Origin of the sequence: Paraglaciecola sp. (assembly GCF_039964565.1) — a bacterium.
GTDB lineage: Bacteria > Pseudomonadota > Gammaproteobacteria > Enterobacterales > Alteromonadaceae > Paraglaciecola.
In genome coordinates this window covers 1-2,516 of sequence record NZ_JBDVXF010000037.1, presented here as the reverse complement: position 1 = coordinate 2,516, position 2,516 = coordinate 1, and the positions used below count along the sequence as shown (strand labels likewise).

The following is a 2,516-nucleotide window of genomic DNA, read 5'->3' as shown; positions in this document are numbered from 1 at the left end:
CGTCGCCAACTCGTCCGGTGGGGGGAGTAATCCTTCATGGTTTAGGTGGAATAACTCTACGCCTGATTATCTTGACAACGGAAGTGAACCTGCCTGGTGGGCCTTTCAGACTCCAACCGATGGAGATAGCTATGTTGGGTTGGTAACAGGTCCCACAGGGCGTGAAGGTATATCCCAAGATTTAGATGACCCACTAACTGCCGGAAATACCTATACACTCACGTTTGATGCAGAAGCAGGTAAGTATGCTGGCGTTACTTACAACTCCGAACCGGCATTTGACGGAGTCGTATATCTTGAAATATTTGGCAGTCCAGTAGCGGGGCAAGATGGTACAGGCGGGACGGGTCTTCCTCAAGGCGCTGTTTCACTTGGTTCCGTCGCAGTTTCTTTTAATGGTAATGAATTTGCTGATGGTATGAGTGGCTACACATTCGAATTCACACCGACCTTTGACATTCAAACGTTGAGCTTTGCACCTGTTTACGGCGGTGAGTATGGACAGAACGAAGCCATCGCAATTGATAACGTAATGTTGGTCTGTTTTACCCGTGGTACACGGATATTAACTGACGAAGGTGAGAAGGAAGTGGAAACACTTTCTCCAGGAGACTTAATTCAAACATTGGATAATGGTCTTCAGCCGGTTCGATGGATTAGCAAAACAAAACGTCAGGCAAAAGGTAAATTTGCACCAATTTGCATTAAACGCGGTACGTTAGACAATAAGCGTGATTTATACGTTTCACCACAACACAAAATGTTATTGACCGGTCGGCAAGCTGAAGTTCTATTTGGAGAAGAGCAAGTGTTAGCAAGTGCCGTTAGCTTATTAAACGACATAACTATAACGCGAGCAGAGGGTGGTGAAGTAGAATATTTCCACGTCCTATTTGATCAACATGAAATTATTTATGCAGAAGGTTCACCAACTGAGAGTTTTTACCCAGGCGAAACCACTTTATCACAAATGGATAGTAATACATATGATGAACTCATAGAGTTGTTTCCAGAATTGGAAATTGGCGGAACTAAAGCCTATGGTGAACCTGCAAAATATTGTTTAAAAAGTTACGAGACCGCATTAATGTCAAAATCATTGATTTTGTCTGACGGGTAAAAAACACAGCGTGTGAAATCAATCGATAATATTTCGAGTTTAGTCAATTTCATTGTAAGCGGCGTTCTAAATCTTGCAAACACCGCTTACATTAGGTGATGTCTTGCCATCAGTGAAACAAGTCGCGTACTTGATGTAAGACACTTCAATGAGCGCTCTGCCAGCAATGCTGTTGGGGCCAATCGCTAGGGCCTCTTCTAGGTAGTAGATAGCGTCTTCAAGCCTTCCGAGACCGTGGCGCAGGCAACATAAATTTTGGTTTATCTTTATTGGGGTATCGTAGAATCTGGTTTTTTCTCCAAAAGGGGATAGTTCGGGATCTGCAATTTCAATGGATAGTTCGGCTCGACGGTAATCGTTTTGGTAGTCGAGCGGTGTTTTCGTTTTTTTGGAGCTACTCAACAATGTGGTCAATAATCTTCTAATTTTCATACGTAAGGTTCACAAATTTCAACGCAAGCATGTCTTCTGCTGCTACATTAGCAGACGTTCGTTGCGTACGCAGCAGTCAACACTCTGGGCTCTCAGCCGCCGTTAGATCGGTTGCAGGATCTTCGACTGACACATCGCTTACGCCCAGCAGATCCGGCCCTTAGCAGCGATCTGTAGCGACTGTGATTAGTTGCGAAGTTGGGCCACAAAGTTGACTTTGGCGTACTACTATGGCGTTGATCTCAATATTTCTCAACTACAACCTTCTATTGCGGAGCAAGGGCGCATACTTATGCTGCTTGGCTCACCTATATTTCGACGACGAACAATGGTGGCCTTTTCCTCGCCCTATTGGCCCGTTATGGTTGTGTTGCTGCAGCCCAGAGTGATCTTCGGGTGATTGTATTTGAAACGTGAAAAGGCGACTTGCTTTGGACGCGGACGATTTTGATGACTACTGGGTCCAGTCGCCCAAAGGCGAGCCAACGCCCACCGAACCAGCTTTGTAGATCGACACAATCGATGGCGTGAAACCACTTGATGAACAGTTTGGCGTCGCAGTTTTGAAGACCGTGCCGGATGCGTTATATGAACCATTATTCGGCCAGCCTGACGACACACCACTGCATACCTACGCGATCCTTGATGCGGCCAAATTTCCAAACCTGCCCGAACTGCTGGAGGTATCTGGCCTCGTGCACCGCTGCCTGTTCAAGGGCGATGCGTTTGACGAATTGAAGGATGTGGCCCCATAGATCGTCCAGCTTGAAGACGGCAATGCCTTCACCCGCAATCTGTTCACGCAAACCGACGCCCCGTGGCACCTCTGGGACGCAGAGGCTGGGATTTATGTACGGTCAGGTGGCACGTTGGATGACATGTGGAAGCATTTTCGGAAATTCACACGGGTGCAAGATGAACAGGGGAAGTGGTTTTATTTCAGGTTCTGGGAAACACAATGCCT

General features: G+C 46.6%; 3 protein-coding genes. 1 reads left to right on the top strand and 2 read right to left on the bottom strand.

Features of this window, described 5'->3' with window-relative positions; translation table 11 throughout:
* A partial coding sequence (locus ABJK37_RS16580) for a Hint domain-containing protein (protein ID WP_348356314.1) occupies window positions 1-1,120 on the top strand: 1,120 nt, incomplete at its 5' end.
* Between the two features lie 66 nt (window positions 1,121-1,186).
* Here ABJK37_RS16580 and ABJK37_RS16575 read toward each other — a convergent pair.
* Window positions 1,187-1,552 (bottom strand): hypothetical protein, encoded by a 366-nt coding sequence (locus ABJK37_RS16575; protein WP_348322716.1) that lies wholly within the window; start codon window positions 1,550-1,552, stop codon window positions 1,187-1,189.
* Between the two features lie 596 nt (window positions 1,553-2,148).
* Complete coding sequence (locus ABJK37_RS16570; RefSeq protein WP_348356312.1) at window positions 2,149-2,358, bottom strand: hypothetical protein; 210 nt, start codon at window positions 2,356-2,358, stop codon at window positions 2,149-2,151.
* Window positions 2,359-2,516: the final 158 nt, after the last annotated feature.